Source organism: Chryseobacterium sp. MMO-72 (assembly GCF_037146035.1).
Classification (GTDB): Bacteria; Bacteroidota; Bacteroidia; order Flavobacteriales; family Weeksellaceae; genus Chryseobacterium; species Chryseobacterium indicum.
Window position 1 is genome coordinate 339998 of sequence record NZ_JBBCWG010000001.1, and the last position, 18062, is coordinate 358059.

Sequence of the window (18062 nt, forward strand, 5' to 3'; positions counted from 1 at the left end):
AAAATGTATAGTGTTTACTATATATTTATTTAATAGGTAAAATTTTAATTAAAATAAAATGCAACAGAACAACGGACTCGATAAAAGTCAGATTATTAGTTTTGCGGTTTTATGCTTAGTTCTTTTCGGTTTCATGTTTTATTTCCAAAACAAACAATCGAAAGAAGATGCAGTAAAAGCTCAGCAGCAGAAAACTGAACAGGCTAAAAATGCCGTAAAACAGACTCAGGCAACCAATATCAATCCAAATGTAACTCCCGGCTCAATTCAGACGGCAACGCTTGCAAACAATGAATTGAAAATTGAATTCAACAGTTTAGGAGGGCAGGTTTCCAAAGTGGAACTTGCAAAATACAAAGCATACGATCATAAAACGGATAATGCAGATCTTCCGCTTTACCTGATTACAAAAAACAATTCCAACTACGGTTTTCAGTTTAAAGACAAGACGGGGAAAATTATTAATACTAAAGATTTAGTTTTTGCTCCTGTTGTCAATGAAAATGTTGCGACCTTAACGGCGAATTACAATGGCGCAGTTATTCAGTTTGTATATTCATTAAACAATAATCCAAAAGCGGAACTGAAAGATCAGTATGCTTTAGATTTTAAAGTAAGAACTCAGGGACTTGCTAAAATTACTTCCGACAATAAGGCAGATTTCATTTGGGATTACAGCGTAAGAAACTTGGAAAAGGGTAGAGCGCAGGAACAGTCTCACTCGGAATTCTCATATGCTTTCAATAATTATAAAGACTATGATTATGATGGAAGAACAACGATGACTGAGGATAAAGAGACGCTTAACTGGATCGGGGTTAAACAGCAGTTTTTTGCTTCTGTGATTGAATCTAAAACAGGGTTTACCCAAAGTAAAGGAAATCAGGAAGCCATTGAAGAAGGAGAATATCTGAAAAAATTAAACTATGAAGGTTTTGTTCAGATGACAGGAAGTGAGCTGAATCAGGATTTCACATGGTATTTCATGCCTTTGGATTTACCATTATTAAAAACATATGATAAAAACTTTGATGAAATTCTTCCTTTAGGATGGTCTTTCATCGGATGGATGAACAGAGGGTTCTTTATTCCTATCTATAACTTTATCGCATCTTGGGGATTAACTGCAGGTTGGGCAATTTTTTTACTGACCATCTTGGTTAAATTAATCTTATCGCCGATTATGTACAAACAGCACAAATTAAGCGCGATGATGAGAGTAATCCGTCCGGAAATTGATGAGGTGAATGCCAAATTTAAGGATGCAGATCCGATGAAGAAGCAGCAGGCTACAATGGAGGTCTATCGAAAAGCCGGAGTTAATCAGATGGCGGGATGTTTGCCGGCGTTGGTGCAGATTCCTATTTTCTATGCATTATTCCGTTTCTTCCCGAATTTTATAGATTTAAGAGGTAAAGGATTCTGGTTTGCAAAAGATTTAACGGCTTATGATGATTTAATTAAATTGCCATTTAAAGTGCCTTTCTTGGGAGATCACTTAAGTATTTTTGCTTTAGCCTGTACTGTGGTGATTTTAATTTATACTGTAATGACTTCAGGAAATATGCAACAGCCGCAACAAGAGGGAATGCCTAATATGAAGGTCTTAATGTATATCTTCCCGGTTACATTCTTATTCTTCCTGAATACTTCGGCATCCGGTCTTTCATGGTATTATTTTGTTTCGAATGCGATTAACATTTTAATAATCCTTGTAATTAAATATGTAATTCTCGATGAAAAGAAAATCCATGCACAGATTCAGGCGAATAAAGAAAAGCCGAAAACGGAAGGGAAGTTCCAGAAGAGAATGAGAGAAATGATGGAGAAAGCTCAGGAGCAGCAAAAATATCAGGAGCAGCAGAAGAAAAAGAAATAAAATTTCTGAGAATAAAAAAAGAGAGGTAAATTTAAATTTTGCCTCTCTTTTTTATTTTAAATCATTAATATTAGTCATATTTCAACCTGAAAGACTGTCTGTGATGTTTTGTCGGTCCGAATTTTATCAAAGCTTCCTGGTGTTTTTTAGTAGCATAGCCAAAGTTTGTGTTCCAGCCGTATTCGGGATGCTCTTCATGAAGCTCAATCATTAATTTGTCTCTGTAATTTTTTGCCAAAATAGAAGCTGCAGCAATTGATAATACTTTAGAATCTCCTTTGATAATACATTCATGAGGAATAAAATTGTATGGATGAAATCTATTCCCGTCTACTAAAATCAGCTCCGGTCTGATGATTAATTTATCCAAGGCCTGATGCATTGCATGGATACTTGCATTCAGTATATTGTGTTGGTCTATAAAAGCAGGAGAAAGTTCTGCAATTGCGTAATCTTTTACATTATCTTTGATATAACTGTCAAGATCCATTCTAGTCTTAAAATTTAACTTTTTAGAATCGTTAACCAAATTTTGGTTAAAATTCTCATCTAAAATTACTGCAGCAGCGACCACAGGTCCGGATAAACAGCCTCGACCCACTTCATCGCAACCTGCCTCAACATAAAAAATTGACCATTTTTTTATTAAATCCATAATTTTCGCTATTTCACCCAAGTAAAATCATGCAATATTAAAGATTTTTAACAAAATATTTGGTCACTTTAAGAAAGTTTTACATATTTGCAAATAATAAAAAATAATCAATTTAAATATGAAGAAATTAACAGCAAGTGTTTTACTTGTAGTTTTGTCATCTTCTTTTGCTGTTGTAAAAGCACAGAAAGGCGATACTATAAGAACACAAAAAATTGAAGAAGTTGTTGTAACAGGAGCTTTAGGTATAAAAAAGAAAGCCGATGCTGTTACAAATGCACAGCAGATAGTTAATACAAAAGAATTGAATCAAGCAGCTGCGCCAGGCGCAGTTCAGGCATTGACTGGAAAAGTTTCTGGTTTACAGATAACAAATACAAATAGTGCAGTAGATCCTAGTTTCAAGATAATTCTAAGGGGATCTAAATCCATCACTGGGAACAATCAGGCATTGGTGGTTATTGATAATGTTATCTCTGATGCAACAGTTTTAAATGCTTTACCTCCAGAAATAATTCAAAGTGTAAATGTTATTAAAGGTTTACAAGGTGCTGCTCTTTATGGATCACAAGGAGTTAACGGAGCTATCATCGTTACAACAAAAAAAGGCACAAAATCCGAAAAGATTCAATTTAATTTAACATCAGCTGTTGAAGTTAGCCAGGGCTTTAAGTATCCAAAAATTCAGACGAAATATGGAAAAGGAGTTCAGGATGATAGCTATAGTGATGTTGATTACGGGGGTACAAATTATGTTCCTTGGGAAAATACATCTTGGGGACCTGCCTACAATTCATCGCTAGGAGGAACAATGGTGCCAGGTGGATTACCTCAATCTAATAATCAGTTTATTTTAGAAAAATATGCGCCAGTAGATGATCATTTTTCTAAATTCTTTACTAACGGCGTTAGTTTTCAAAACGGATTAAGTTTGAATGTTGGTGGAGCAGATTCATATGCTTTCATGTCAATCAACAGATTAGACAATTCTTTTGTTGTTGAAGGGGATAAGTTGAGACAGAATAATTTCCTATTCAAAGGAGGAAAAAAATTGGGGAAGCTTAGAGTTGACGGACAATTTAATTATATCGGAAGACTGGTTAATAAAACTGATTCAGGTCTTTATGATGATATACTTCAGATACCTTCAACCAATGATATTAGAAAATATAGAAACTCTGGCATTGGAGGGTACTTAACTGCGTATGCAACAAATCCTTACTGGACTATTCAGCATGCAAGATATAATACAAACAGAGATTATTTGAATGGTATTTTATCATTACAATACGAGTTTAATAAACATATAAATATTTCTTATACAGGAAACTTAAGTTTAACCAAAACACAACAAGATAACTGGAATGACGGATCTACAGGAACTATCGCATATGCAAATACTGGAGTTCCTTTCTTAGATACTCATACTTTAAATCAGTTTGGTTCACCAGACGTTACTGCTTACTACTACAATAGAGTTTACAATGACAGAAAATATTATGGAGATTTATTATTAAACTTTGATTATGATTTAACCTCAGACTTAAATTTAAAGTTTAATATAGGAAATAATATTCAGGACAGTTATTTCACAGCAAGGACTGTTGGTGGTACTGGTTTATTCATTCCGGGTTGGTATAACTTTAACAACGTTTCAAATCCGGCGCAATATGGTGATACCGCAACTCAGGCTGATGGAGGAACAATGGATAACTATACGCTTAGAAACAGGGTGATTGCAGGTTTTGCCAATTTAGATTTAGCGTTTAAAGATTATTTATTCTTAAATGGTACATTCAGATATGAAAAGAATTCTGTATACACGTTAAATAGTAGAGATGCATCTACTAATGAACGATTAGCTTCTAATAAGCCATACTCATATTATTCTGTTGGACTATCATTTATTCCTACAAAGGCATTTAATTTTGGTGGAGGAGTATTGAATTATATGAAAATTGCTCCAAGTTTTACAAAAGTTGGAAACTCATCAGGTATCAATCCATACAATATTAATGCAACAGGTATAATTCCTACAGGGTATCCTTTCGGATCTTCTCCTTCCTATATACTCTCTACATCTATTACAAATCCAAACATAAAGCCGGAATTTGTTAATACAATGGATTTAAATGTAGCAATGGGCTTCCTGAATGATAGAATTACATTGGAAGGATCTGTTTATCAGTCAACAACTCAGGATTTGATTAGCAGCATTACACCGTCAAACTCTTCAGGATTGTCTTCTTACAGAGATAATATTGGTAAATCCAGAATGAAAGGTTTTGAGGTTGATTTAAATGTTACACCTGTTAAAACAAAAGATTTTACATGGAATCTACATGCAGGTTATGCGATGTCTAGAACCAAATTATTAGAATTAAGTAGTGGTGCCGAAAGAGTTCCTATCTTAACTTATACTACACCTTCTGTTGGTTTGGCAGCAGTTGTCGGTGAAAATTTCTACTCAATCGTTGGTACTACATATCAAAGAGATCCTAATGGAAATATCATTGTAAATGCTAATGGTGTACCATTGGTGAATTCTGCTACAAAGGTTTTAGGTAGTTTGAATCCTGACTATACTATGACTTTCAATACGTCATTCAGATATAAGGCATTCACTCTTTCAGCCGTAGCTGACTATAGAAAAGGGGGTAAGTTTGTTTCTTTCTCAAAAAGGTTGCTAGCATTTACAGGAGCTTTGGAAGAAACTGCTACTCAGGACAGAACACAAGGATATGTTGTTCCTAACTCTGTTCAGTATGTTGGAGGTGCTTACGTACCAAATACTACAGCTGCTTATGGTGACGACTATAGTGGTGCTGTAACTTATTGGACCGGATCTATTTATAGAAACGTTGGAGAAAATCTTGTTGTTGATGCCACTGCATTCAAAGTAAGAGAAATTGCATTGTCTTATGATATTCCTAAATCTGTATTAAATTCAACGTTTGTTAATAGCCTTACTCTTAGTTTATATGCAAGAAATCCAATTATCATATACTCAAAAGAGAATAGAAATTTTGCAGATCCTGAAACAGCAAGCAGTAATGATAATGCATCAGGTATTGCTTTAACTACACAGTATCCAACTTTAAGAACTTTTGGATTTAAAATAAATGTAACTTTTTAGATAAAAAAAATGAAAAATAAATTATATATAATTGCATTATCGAGTTTGTTAATAAGTACAACCTCATGTAACGATTATCTTGATATAAACGAGAGTCCTGACAGAATTGCTGTAAATAATCTAACACCTAATTTTGTTTTTCCTGGAGCAGTTACAAACAGTCACTATGTGCAGGCTAGAAGATTAAATCTTTTCTCTGGAATCATGATGAATAGTGTTGCTGGAAACTCTTATTCTTTTGGTACTCCTTATGTCGATGAATATTCTCCAAATGTAACGAGTGCTTTTTACGCGGATATTTGGGATCAATTATTTAGAAATGTAGCTAATTTTCAATTTGTAATAGATTACAGTGATCCTACGGGTGAATATACCCAGTATAAAGCTATGTCTAAAATTATGAAGGCTTATTATGTTCAGATATTGACAGATATGTGGGGTGATATGCCTTACTCTGAAGCCTTTAAGCGTGAATTGAATTTAACTCCTAAATATGATAAAGGGGAAGACATATATAAAGCATCCATAGCCGATATTGAAAATGCCATTCAACTGATTGATTCTAATAAGGGGACTAATCCCGGTAATGCTGATGTTGTCTTCAAGGGAGTAATGAGTAATTGGAAATCTTTTGCAAATACTTTGAAACTTAGATATCTTGTAAGAATGTCTAATGTAACAGGAGATCTTGCAACTTATAGAAATCAGAAACTCGCTACTTTGTCAAGTGCAACATTCATTGCTAGTAATGTAACTGTTAATCCTGGATATTCTCAAGGCTCTGATGCACAACAAAATCCATGGTTTAATTACTATATTTATACAAGTTCTGGTGCTCAGCCTCAAAACTATAATTTAGTTGTTCCATCTGAGCATATCGCAATTGCTCTAAACGGTAATACTGTTCATAGAAATGGATTAGCTACAACTCAAGATACTAGAAGCGTTTACCAAAAGTTTAATGGGATTGTTGATGGCAGAAGAGGTAGAATTTTTACTTTAGTTAACACAACAGATAATGCAAGTTTAACTACGGCTAATGTTGAAGGTGTAAGGCAAGGAGCTACTCCTGGTCAGGCTGGTGCTCCAACAGGAAGAAGTGTTTCTAGATTGGGATTAGGGTTAATTATTGGTTCACAGTCTATTACAGCTACTGATGCTGCTGGTATCAAAGCTGAGACAATACAAAAGGGATCTGCGAAGGCAGGTGTCCTAATGTCAAAATCTGAAGCGGAATTTTTACTAGCTGAAGCAGCATTAAGATATCCAACTATTTTCTCAGGAGCACAAGCTCATTTTGAAAGTGGTATTACTGCATCTTACTCATATTTGGGAGCTACAGGTGCTGCATCTTATATTACAAGTATTAATGCCGTTCCAAAACTTGGATGGATTGGTACAGATGCAAATAAGCTAGAAGCTATTATGACTCAAAAATGGATTGCATTGACAGGAATTAATCCTGAACAGTCTTATTTTGATTATAATAGAACATCTTATCCGGAAACGCCTCTTCCGACAATTGCACTTAAGCCGACAAGACCAAATAGATTGTTATATCCTAACTCTGAATATCAGTCTAATACTAATAATGTTCCAAATATGTCTGCTGATGATGTATTTGTTAAAAATCAATTTACACCTTTCTGGGCAAGAAATTAATTTTAGAATTATTATTGTAATTACATATCAAACCGCCTTCGGGCGGTTTTTTTATTTCCGTATATTTGCAGAGCAGAAAAAGACTCATTCGTTTTTTAAATAACAGACAATGAATATTAAAAATATAATAGAAGAAAAACTTTCGGAAGTTATTTTAAATGTTTTTCAACTGAAAGATATTACGCTGGAAGTTCAGGAAAATAAAACAGAATTTGAAGGAGATTTCACGATTGTAACGTTTCCTTTGGTTAAGCAGCTTAAGAAAAAGCCGGAACTTATCGGGGTAGAATTAGGAGAAGCTTTAACAGAACAGACTGATTTACTGGAAAGTTTTAACGTGGTAAAAGGTTTCCTGAATATTAAAATCAGAAATCAGTTTTTTGTAGACAATTTTACATCTGCTTATAATGATTTCGATACTGTAGAAAGTAAAAATGCTACGGTAATGGTAGAATATTCTTCTCCCAATACCAATAAGCCCCTTCACTTAGGACACGTAAGAAATAATTTATTAGGTTTTTCCGTTGCTCAGATCTTAAAAGAAGCGGGATATGATGTCATTAAAACGCAGATCATTAACGACAGAGGAATTCATATCTGTAAATCCATGTTGGCTTGGGAGAAATTCGGGAAGAACGAAACTCCGGAATCTACCAGTACAAAAGGAGATCATTTCGTAGGAAAATATTATGTGGAGTTTGATAAGGAATTGAAAAATCAGACCAATACTATCTTCAATGATTTCAGAATAAATAAATTTGATCAGTTTGACACTCCTAAAAAAGAGGAAGTTAAAACATTAAATGAGAAAATAGATACTCTTCAAGCTAAGAGAAAAGAATTGCTTCAGACAGTTGATCTCTCTGAACTTTCTGCATTGCATGAAAAGTTCGAAGAACAGTTCAAAGAAGCTTTAAATAATGATTCTTTGATTTCTGCTGTTCCTAAAAAAGTTGAGGAAATCATTTCCAAAAAGAATAAGGAAGAAAATATTTCAGACGAAAAAGAACTGGAAACCATTAAATCTCAGACCAAAGTTTTTCAGAGTATTTTTAAAGAAGTATTGGAAGTTGAAGGTAAACTTGAAGCTGAAAAGTCCAACCTGAAAGAGATCTGTAAACCGGTAACCGAAATCATGAAAGAAGCGCAACAAATGCTTCTGGATTGGGAAAACGGAGACGAAAAAGTAAGAAACCTCTGGAACGAGATGAATTCTTGGGTTTACAAAGGATTCAACGAAACATACAACAGATTGGGAGTGGATTTCGATCAGGTTCAGTATGAAAGCAATACCTATATTTTAGGAAAAGATTTGATTCAGGAAGGTCTGGAGAAAGGGGTGCTGTATCAGAAAGAAGATGGCTCGGTGTGGTGTGATCTTACCGATGAAGGTCTGGATCAGAAATTACTGCTTCGTTCAGACGGAACTTCCGTGTACATGACGCAGGATTTGGGAACTGCGGTAGAGCGTTTCAAGCAAAACGATATTCAGAAACTGATTTATACCGTTGGAAACGAGCAGGATTACCATTTCCAGGTTTTGTTTAAAATTTTAGGAAAATTAGGATATTCTTGGGCAGATCAGTTGTATCATTTGTCTTACGGAATGGTAGAACTTCCGAACGGAAAAATGAAATCCCGTGAAGGAACCGTAGTAGATGCAGATGATTTAATGCAGGAAATGTATAAGGAAGCTAAAGCAATTACTACTGAACTAGGAAAACTGGAAGGTCTTACCGACGAAGAAAAAGAAGCTTCTTACGAAATTATTGGGCAGGCTGCATTAAAATATTTCATGCTGAAAGTTGATCCTAAGAAAAAAATGCTGTTCAATCCGGATGAAAGTGTAGAATTTGCAGGAAATACAGGACCTTTCGTTTTATATACTTATGCACGTATTCAATCGGTATTATCTAAAGCTAATTTTGAATTTAAAATGACTTCAGATCTGGCTTTGAATGAATATGAAAAAGAACTTATTATGCTTTTGGCAAACTACAAAGGCACGGTAGAGAAAGCTGCCGAATTATTAAGTCCGGCATTCATTGCCAATTATGTGTATGATTTGGTTAAATCTTACAATTCATTCTATCAGAGCAACCCGATTATCAGTCAGGAAGACGAAAATCTGAAACAGTTCCGATTGAATTTATCAGATCTTACGGCAAAAACCATAAAAAAATCATTAGGCTTACTCGGAATAAAAACCGTAAACAGAATGTAAAAATAAAACCTTCAGAACGCTCTGGAGGTTTTTTATTTTATCATTTTAAGCTTTTTCAGAATTCATTTTCTCTTTTAGACTGTCTTCATACAATTTGGCATCACTCCATTTTGCGTGTTTCGATGGTAAAATCGTATATCCTTTTTTATAGGCGTAAACTTTCGTGTATTCCGCACCAAAGAAAATCAGCATACAGGAATAATTAATCCACATCATGATCAGAATCACGGTTCCTGCAGCTCCGAAAGCGGAAGTAGGTTTCGTAGTTCCAAAATAAAGACTGAGTAAAAATTTACCCAGAGTAAATAATATTGCCGTTAGAAAAGCTCCGTTCCACACCGGTTTCCAGCGCATTCTTACATCAGGAAGAATTTTAAACATCAAAGCAAAAAGGAACATGACAATGGCAAAACCGATTCCGAAATTCACCAACTGAACAATAAGATAAGTTTCCAGACCAAAATAATTCGTAATCCAGTTATTCAGAATACTGATCATGGAAGAAAGCACCATTGTAATCATCAGTAAAAAGCCGATAATCAAGATCATTCCTAAAGAGTTGGCTCTGTCCAGTAAAAATTTAACGAATGCTTTTTTAGGAGTTGCCTGAACATCCCACAAATTATTAAGCGAATGCTGAAGCTGAAAGAACAGGGTAGTGGAACCGAAAACCAACGAACCGACTCCCACAGCTTTCATAAAAATATTTTCTCGGTCAATTAAAGCTCCCGCAATCATATCCTGAATGCTTTTCGCAACATCTTTTCCCATGATTCCGCTGATCTGATTCGTGATTTCGCCGCGAATTGCCTCCTCTCCAAAGAAATATCCTGCAATCCAGATGATGATAATTAAAAGCCCGGGAATTGAAAAAATAGCGTAATAGGCAAGACTTGCGGCATCACTTGAAGCCGAAGAATTATTCCATTGTCTGAATGATTCTTTTAATGTTTCCCAGAAAAATTTTAATTGTTCGATCATTGATGGTTTGGTTTAGAAAGGATATCCGATGGCGATATTCAGAATAAGATTATCTTTTCTCCAGCTCGAATCTCCGAAATTAATTTTATCAAATGTCCATCTTTCACCCCTTTCATAATAAGGAACGCGCAATGGCATGGCTAGATCCAGTCTCAGGATCAGGATAGAGAAATCAAGTCTCAGACCAAAACCTGCGCCTACAGCTATTTCGCTTAAAAATTCTTTAGAAAATTTAGCTCCCGGTCTTTGAGGATCATCATTAATCAGCCATACATTTCCGGCATCGGCAAACAAGGCAACATTTAAAAATTTATAAAGATTAGCTCTGTATTCCGCATTCAGTTCCAGTTTTACATCTCCAGACTGATCAAAATAATAGCCGGGTTTAATGGTTCTCGGATCAAAACTTCCCGGTCCTAAAGTTCTTGCACGGAAGGCTCTCACACTGTTGCTTCCTCCGGAGAAAAACTGTCTGGAAAAAGGAATATACTCCGAATTTCCGTAAGGATAGGCAACTCCCGCAATAGCTCTTGTCGCCAGAGAAGTTTTTTCATTGAATTTATGATAGAACCTGAAATCATTTTCGATTTTCGCAAACTGACTGAACGGAACGCCGAAAATTTTTCTTTCTTTATCTTTTTCAACATTCGCTCCTGTAATCAAACCGGTTAAATTTCCTGCAAGATCCAAAGTTCCTTTATAATAAAAGGTATTCGGCTTCTGGAGCATCGTGTTGGTATACGTATAGGAATAAATCGGTCCGAATATCAACTGAGGTTTTACCACTCTGGCTAAAGCATCGTTATTTTGAGAAATCTCTCGATAAGCATCTGTAATATTTGCCGGAGAAACATAAGTGATGTCAAAAATCTTCAGATCATGCTCTTTTCTTGCATTTTCTTTCCAGTTGTACCCGAAAGATCCCGTAAAAGTATTGAGGGAATAATATTCTGTTCTGTTCTGGAATTCGTAGCCAACCGAAATATTGGTTCTCGGAACAAATGCGCTCGAAGAATTAAATCTGAAAGGCGCAACAATCCTCGGAATTGAAAGCTGCGCATTGGCTCCCGTTCTGAAAATATTTTTCGCATTTTCAGGACCTCCGATCTGGAAATCAAAAGCACCGTAAACAGAAGCTTTAAACTGTTCGGCGCCGCGGAAAAAATTACGGTGAGTCCAGTTAAGATTCACTTCACTTCCGGCGTAGTTTGCAGAATTGGTTCTTCCCAAAGCTTCCAGACGAAGCGACTGCAATTCTCTTGGAGTCAGAAGATAATATGTATCAAATTTATGCTGTAAAGAATCTGAAACAATAAATTCATTTTTCACAAATTTGAAAACACCAAGACTGATGAGTCTGTTCAGCGTAAGATTATGATTGGTTCTGTTGTACAGATCTCCTTTTTTAAAATATAATGCTCTGTCGAAAATTTTCGGTTTAAATTTATTCTGAGGATCGATAACATAAATGTCGCCGTGTTCATATTTTTGAAGCGAATCTGTGTTCATCGGGATCGAATATTTCCCTTGTTTTACATCCTGAATACTATAATTCGGGAAAACAATTACTTTATCAATGCTGAATTGTTGCGTAGATAGATCCGGAGTATTATCCTTCAGCTTCACATTCAGTTCCACCTTGTGATTTTTGCTTACCGTACTGTCTGCCTGAACAATAAGATTATCGGGATGAAAATAATAGAATCCTCTTTCTTTCAGACGGTTATCTATTCTTTCTCTTTCAGCTTTTATCACATCCAGATCGAAAGGATTTCCCTGCTTCAAAAGCGTGTTGTCTTTCAGATTCTGGATTTCCTGATTCACCAGTGAAGAATCTTTCTGGAATTTTACATTGCTGATCAGGTATCTTGCTCCCGGTTTCAAAGTATAAATTACTTTGGCTTTTTTATTTTTGGAAACCGTGTCATACGTAGCTCTTGCATTGAAATATCCTTTGTTTTCAGAATAATTAACAATGATGTCTTTATTGAATTCGCGGTCTACATCACCCAGCAAAACAGGTTTTTCTCCCACTTTATATTTCAGCCAGTAATTGAAGCCTTTTTCTTTTTTCGGTTCTTTCGCAATATTATAAAAATACAGTTTAGGTCTTAATCCTAAAAATGAAGAGTTTGGTTTAGGAGTCAGCTTATCCTGAAGCGCGCTTTGAAGATCTTTCTTTTCCTTTTTCGGCAAAGTGTCGTTTTCAATCTTCACTTCCGCACCCGTGTAAAGCATCTGTCCTTCCTTCAGAAATCTTGTATTGCTGCAGGAAAGCGTTGCAGAAGCCATTCCGCAGGTGATTAAAAATTTAAAATAGGTCTGATAACTTTTTTTCATTTACTTAAATTCTACCGCTTGGTTTTGTTGATTTTTTCTGGATTCCTTCTGTTTCCTGTTTTTAGATTTCTGGAAGATTTCCCGGAATTTGTCATAATCCAGTGTAATGATAAATCCTACACCTGTTTCTACGATCTGCCCCTGAAGCGCAACCTGATATTCATTCTTACGGTACGCTCTAAGCATATATCTGCCGTCTCTGGAAAGGCTGTAATCCACCGTTACATCTCCTGCAATATTCGTCATGTTTTCATTTTGCCGGGCTTCCCCTTCCAGTGCAAAATTACTTCCCACAGAAACTTTCAGACGGTCGTTCAGTAATTTTTTACTTAACCCTACATTCAGGTCTGTTCTCGTATTTTTAGATCCTGTAGAATAATCTTCAGAAGATTCAAGGTCAAAATTCAGATCCACTCCTTTAATGAGATCCGACGCAAGATTATTTAACTGCTGGGACAGAATTTTACTTACACTCTGTCTTGCCAGCATTTCTCCCGAAAGTCCAGCTCCGGATTCGAAAGGATTTTCTCCCACAAATCTGTTGAGAAGAAGAAGGGCAAAAACCTGTTTGTTCATTTCAGATTCCTGAGTTCTCAGCTGAGAAAGTTTCTGATCTACAATATCTGTAACCGTAGAAGAAACCGCATTATTTTTCTTATCGGTGGTTATATCAAAAGTGATTACCGGCTTCAGCAGTTCGCCTTTCATCTTCAGTAGTGTGCTGAAAGGAATTCTCTGCTTAAACTGATTGAGCGTAGAAGCCTGTTCTCCGCTGATTTGCTGTTCCACAAGATCAATCGGTGCAGCTTCGGTTTTATAAACAGCGGTAATATCCAGATTTGCTGTTGTCGGTTCTCCGGTCCATGTAATCGTACTTCCTTTCTGGATATCAAATTTACGTTTCAGGATGCTTACCGTCATTTCATAACTTCCGGATTCCACTTCATAAACTCCGACAAGCGTGGTTTTTCCCGATGGATCGATTCCCCCTGTTAATTCTGCCTCCCCTTGAAGTTTTACAAAATCTCCGTTGGCTTTATCAATCAGTAAAGACATTTTTGCTTTTTTGCTGATCTCAATATTCACATTAACGTCCATTCCCTTAATTTTACTCTGGGAATTTAATGAATCTGCTTTTATAGTCTTATTTAAAACAACCTGATCCTGATCGATAAATTCTACAATTCCGTCTCTTTCCTGAAGCGTAGGAGAAGACTGCGGAAGCACAAAAGTAAAGTCGGTGTTGTCTGCAACAGCCAGTCTTCCGTCCACCTTTGGCAAATCTAAATTTCCGCGGATGTGTAATCCTGCATCAATAGAGAGAACACCATACATAATGGCATCGTTGGATTTTTCAGAATTCACTACTTTGAAATTCTGTGCATCTACATCGAGATTAAACGCAAAATCTCTGTATGTCTGCGTAAGAACCTGTCCGTCCACTCTAAGCGCGTTTCCGTCTTTATCGTTAATTTTAAAATTATCAAACTCAATTCCGCGGTTGGTAAAGCTGATTTCGTCATTCAGTTTTCTGAAATCGCTGCCTGTTTTTGCTATTTCCAGTCCTACATCATTGAATTTTACTTTACCTAAGATATTCGGTTTGGATGCTGTTCCTGTAATCTTCAGGTTTCCGGAAAGATATCCTTCCGTATTGGTAATTGCATTCATCGAGAATCCCTGTACAGATTTCATCTGAAGCTGATTGATCGCCATATTCATATCAAATGTGCTGGAAGAAGTATTGTAATCTCCCAGAATTTTCACATCATTGTTATTTCCGGAAAGTGCAATATCCGCATTCAGTAGATTCGGAGCATTATTATTGACTTTTATGGCAAGATTTCCGACAGGATTTCCGTAGACAATCAGATCCGAAACATTGAGATCTGAAGTGAAGGTCATGTTTTTGGTGATATTTTTAAGCTGAGCCGTTCCGTTGATGGTTCCTCTTGCCAAAACCGTATCTTTTTTAATTAATTCGGTAATGGTTTCAATTTTAAAATCCTTCAGAGAAACATTCAGCGGAGCGTTCGGAGTCTGGCTTTCGGATTGTAAGGCAATTTCGCTTCCGCCATTGGAAAGTCTGAAATTATCTGCCAAGATTCCATTTTTGCCGATCTGTATTTTATTTCCTTCAGAAACCGTCCAGTCAGAATAATTTAATTTTAAACCATTCGGATTTAAAGAAATTTCCGTGATGTCGTTCAGCGATTTTGCATTTCCGGCAATCAGGAACTGGGTAACCTCTTTCTGGTCTTTCGTGGTGATGTTATAATTGATGATATTATTGGCAACATCTCCTGTAATTCCGACTTTATTTAGCGCGAAGCTGGAACTTTTTAACCCTGCAACATAAAGATTATATTGTAAAGCCTGATTTTCGTTCGTTACTTTTATGGTGGCATTTTCAATAGAATTTTCCCCGTAAAGAAGCTGCGGAATCTGTCCGTCGATCTCAATTTTCTGAGAATCTGCATCGTAATTTCCATTTAAATTAATGGTTTCAAAACTTTTCAATTCCGGAACAAATTTTCTGATCAGATCATCATTTTTAATTTTTGCATTGAAGGTAAAAAACTGTCCTGCCTGAATTTTCTGTGCTTTTCCGGACTTTTGAAACTGATAATATTGGTTAATTGTATTCGATAAAGCTCCGAAAATCTGCGTCAGCTTATATTTTCCTTTTAATTCTACATCTGCAATCTGGGAATTGAAAATAATATTAGTGGAATCCGCAGTTGAAGACGCTTTTAAATTCATTTCCTGAATCGGGTATACTTCTTTGGTATCAGAAAAAGCAAAGTCTTTTAAATTCAGATAACCGTTCAGATTGTCGGGATCAAGATTAGAAAAATCTCCGTCAATTTTTCCGGCAAGAATCATCGGATCTTTATAGAATCCCAGTTTGTTAAGGTCTAGTTTGATGACTTCTCCGTTTACTTTTACCGTCGGATTTTTTTCGTTGTATACTCCGGAAGCGGTTAACATCAGGTTCGCATTCGGATCTTTTGAATTTAAAACAACGTTATACACACCGCGGCGGATTTTTCCGGTAAGGTTCATGTTCTGATAACGATAGCCTTTATAAACTGCGGAAGCAACCTGACCTTTAAGATCGGCATTGGCATTTTTAAAATCGAAACTTTCTCCTTTCGCGTAAATCTGTGCAGAAATGGCTCCGATCTCTTTATTCTGAATGATTTTCCCCAACTGAAGTCCCTGAAGATTGGCTTTTACATCATACAGTTCTCTGTTTTTTCTGCGCATATCCACATTTGCCTTAACGGAAGCATTTCCAAGCGTAGAGTAGAGGCTAAGGTCTGTTGCAACTACTTTCGTAGTTCCTTTTGCGATTCCTTTGATGCTGAAATTGGAAGGAAGCGAAATATTTTTCGGAATTGTATTTTTGGGAACTAAATTGTAAATGGTTTTTGCAGATGAAGATAATTCTGCTATTTTCAGATCGTAATACAACTGATCCGGATTTGTTGCATTTTTCACTCTTCCTGATGCGGCAACTCTTAGCTGATCGATACCTGAAATTTTCAGATTGTTAATCAATAAATCATTGACGCTTCCTTTTACATTGGCATTAATATTTAAAACCGCGTTGGGATATTTGTTGAAAGGTGTGGTATTTCTTAATGTCGGAACAATATTCAGAATATCCGAAAATCCGATCTTTGAATCTTTGATGTTGGCTGAAATCTGTACGGCTCCTAAATTAGAACTCAATTGTTCGATTGAATTGTAATTTAAAACCACCTCATCGCGAAGAATAGTTTTCGGAGTCTGCAGATAAAGATCTTTTAAATAAGCCTGTTTATCATTATACACAAAATCTGTATTGAATTTCTGAATATCCAGTCCTCTTGCTTCCTGAATTTCTGCCGAATTTACGTTTCCTGCAAAAGTGTTGTCCTGCATTTTAAAGCTTCTGACTTCAAGATTCAGCTTGGAAAAATTCAGATGATTGAAATCCATTCCCTGTTTTGTAGGAGCAATCGCGGTATTGTTGTAAGCAACTTTTACGTCATTTAAAACAAATTTTCCTAAAAGAAGACTGAGTGCTTTTTCTTTTTCCGAAGGTTTTGAAACTTCCGGCTCCGTTTTCGGATTGGCATTTTTCGCAGGAAGATATAAATTGGCGTTAATATCGGCTCCGGAAAGAAACACATTATCTACATTGTAGGCATTGTTTTCCAGATCGAGTTTATTCACTTTCGTGCTTAATTCTTTAAATAAAACTTTAGCGAAAGTTTTGGTATTGTTATCTCCGTAATCGATGTTGAAATTGGTGAGTTTAATTCCTCTTAAGCCAATCTGCATGGGCTTTTTGTTATTAAGAGAATCGACTTTTTTCTCTACTTTTTTGGAAACTTCTTCTACAAGATCCTGCTTCAGTTTCAGTTTTAAGCCGTCTAAATTGATGTCGTTTACTGCATAAGAATTCTTCTGAAGATCAAAGGTTTTTACGCTCGTATCAAAAGATTTAAAATAAAGCTGAATATCATTTCTGGATTGCTGATCGTTGAAGGTGACACCGATGTCTTTCAGATTGATTTTATCTAAAGAAATAATGAACGGTTTGGAGGCACTTTCTTCCTTATCGCTTGTTGCAAAAGCATCCAGAATATAATCGAAGTTGAATTTTCCGTCGGGTTTTCTCACCACGTTGGCTCTTGCTCCTTCCAGATCTACAGACGTAATATCTGCGGTGGAGTTGATGAGTTTAAGCATATTTAAACCGACATCCAGTTTTTTTACCGCCAAAAGAGTGTCGATATCCTGACCTTTCAGATAAAGGTTTTCCATTACAAGACTGTTCGGGAAACCGACGTAGACTCTTTCGAGACTAACTTTTGTTTTGATTTTTTTCTCCAGATAAACCACCAGTTTGTCTTTTATAAAATTCTGAACAACAGGAAGTCTCAGGCTGAGTATTAGTAACGAAAAAAATACCAGTATAGATATAATGGTAATTGCAAAACGCTTAAAGAGTTTTCTTTTATTGATTTTCAGTTTCAAAAGTGATCGGGTTTAAACAAATATAACAATACTTATCGTACTGTTACTATGTTGTGGTACACTTTTGTGAATACAAAAACCCTGCCTTGACTGCCAATTATGGAATTTAGTTTAGTTAATTGTCAAGTGAATAGTTGAAAATGGCAGTCAAGGC

Annotated in this window: 8 protein-coding genes; 4 read left to right on the forward strand and 4 right to left on the reverse strand. The window is 35.9% G+C overall.

What is annotated here, in order from left to right; genetic code table 11:
• Positions 1–58: 58 nt before the first annotated feature.
• On the forward strand, positions 59–1879 hold the full coding sequence (gene yidC, locus WFH39_RS01605; RefSeq protein ID WP_336688544.1) for a membrane protein insertase YidC: 1821 nt from the start codon (positions 59–61) through the stop codon (positions 1877–1879).
• A gap of 70 nt (positions 1880–1949) precedes the next feature.
• Here the strand turns inward: yidC and WFH39_RS01610 are convergent, their stop codons facing one another.
• Entirely contained in the window at positions 1950–2534 is a 585-nt protein-coding gene (locus WFH39_RS01610) for a ribonuclease HII (RefSeq protein ID WP_336688545.1), read from the reverse strand.
• A gap of 118 nt (positions 2535–2652) precedes the next feature.
• On the opposite strand from WFH39_RS01610, the gene WFH39_RS01615 reads away from it, so the two are divergent.
• From WFH39_RS01615 to argS, 3 genes are all read left to right on the forward strand, one after another.
• Positions 2653–5670 carry a SusC/RagA family TonB-linked outer membrane protein gene (locus tag WFH39_RS01615; RefSeq protein WP_336688546.1) on the forward strand — a complete coding sequence of 1006 codons (3018 nt, stop codon included), beginning with the start codon at positions 2653–2655 and terminating at the stop codon, positions 5668–5670.
• A 9-nt stretch (positions 5671–5679) separates the two neighbouring features.
• Complete coding sequence (locus WFH39_RS01620) at positions 5680–7332, forward strand: SusD/RagB family nutrient-binding outer membrane lipoprotein (RefSeq protein WP_336688547.1); 1653 nt, start codon at positions 5680–5682, stop codon at positions 7330–7332.
• Between the two features lie 109 nt (positions 7333–7441).
• Positions 7442–9556, forward strand: a complete 2115-nt coding sequence (gene argS / locus WFH39_RS01625; protein WP_336688548.1) for an arginine--tRNA ligase — start codon at positions 7442–7444, stop codon at positions 9554–9556.
• A gap of 45 nt (positions 9557–9601) precedes the next feature.
• Here the strand turns inward: argS and WFH39_RS01630 are convergent, their stop codons facing one another.
• Genes WFH39_RS01630 through WFH39_RS01640 form a run of 3 tightly spaced genes read right to left on the reverse strand, consistent with a single transcriptional unit; the run spans position 9602 to position 17908 of the window.
• Positions 9602–10537, reverse strand: a complete 936-nt coding sequence (locus tag WFH39_RS01630) for a YihY/virulence factor BrkB family protein (RefSeq protein ID WP_336688549.1) — start codon at positions 10535–10537, stop codon at positions 9602–9604.
• Between the two features lie 12 nt (positions 10538–10549).
• A complete protein-coding gene (tamL, locus tag WFH39_RS01635; protein WP_336688550.1) occupies positions 10550–12877 on the reverse strand; it encodes a translocation and assembly module lipoprotein TamL in 2328 nt (775 codons plus the stop codon).
• Positions 12878–17908 (reverse strand): translocation/assembly module TamB domain-containing protein, encoded by a 5031-nt coding sequence (locus WFH39_RS01640; protein WP_336688551.1) that lies wholly within the window; start codon positions 17906–17908, stop codon positions 12878–12880. It lies immediately after the preceding gene.
• Positions 17909–18062: the final 154 nt, after the last annotated feature.

Coding starts and splice junctions, on each gene's coding strand:
- yidC (WP_336688544.1), top strand. CDS start 59: ATGCAACAGAACAACGGACTCGATAAAAGTCAGATTATTAGTTTTGCG.
- WFH39_RS01610 (WP_336688545.1), bottom strand. CDS start 2,534: ATGGATTTAATAAAAAAATGGTCAATTTTTTATGTTGAGGCAGGTTGC.
- WFH39_RS01615 (WP_336688546.1), top strand. CDS start 2,653: ATGAAGAAATTAACAGCAAGTGTTTTACTTGTAGTTTTGTCATCTTCT.
- WFH39_RS01620 (WP_336688547.1), top strand. CDS start 5,680: ATGAAAAATAAATTATATATAATTGCATTATCGAGTTTGTTAATAAGT.
- argS (WP_336688548.1), top strand. CDS start 7,442: ATGAATATTAAAAATATAATAGAAGAAAAACTTTCGGAAGTTATTTTA.
- WFH39_RS01630 (WP_336688549.1), bottom strand. CDS start 10,537: ATGATCGAACAATTAAAATTTTTCTGGGAAACATTAAAAGAATCATTC.
- tamL (WP_336688550.1), bottom strand. CDS start 12,877: ATGAAAAAAAGTTATCAGACCTATTTTAAATTTTTAATCACCTGCGGA.